General features: G+C 43.4%; 1 protein-coding gene. It reads right to left on the reverse strand.

Translation table 11 applies throughout. The features are described from left to right. Nucleotides 1-221: hypothetical protein (locus H4J75_RS19925; RefSeq protein WP_220465381.1), on the reverse strand; the 221-nt coding region annotated here is incomplete at both ends.

The following is a 221-nucleotide window of genomic DNA, read 5'->3' on the forward strand; positions in this document are numbered from 1 at the left end:
TAAGTATTACCATCAACAGTAAAGCTTGTAACAGTTAAAGGACCGTCTGCAGTTGCTGCGTTATCGAGGACATTACCTGTTGCTGTTGTATCTTCTGCTATCGTAACCGTTTCACTATCATCACTTAGATCAGACACGGGTGTCACTGAAATAGTTAGGGTAGAACTCTGTGTATCACCAGCACCATCTGTGACGGTATAAGTAATCACAGGCACAGCACC

Origin of the sequence: Colwellia sp. BRX10-1, assembly GCF_014077545.1 — a bacterium.
GTDB lineage: Bacteria > Pseudomonadota > Gammaproteobacteria > Enterobacterales > Alteromonadaceae > Colwellia_A.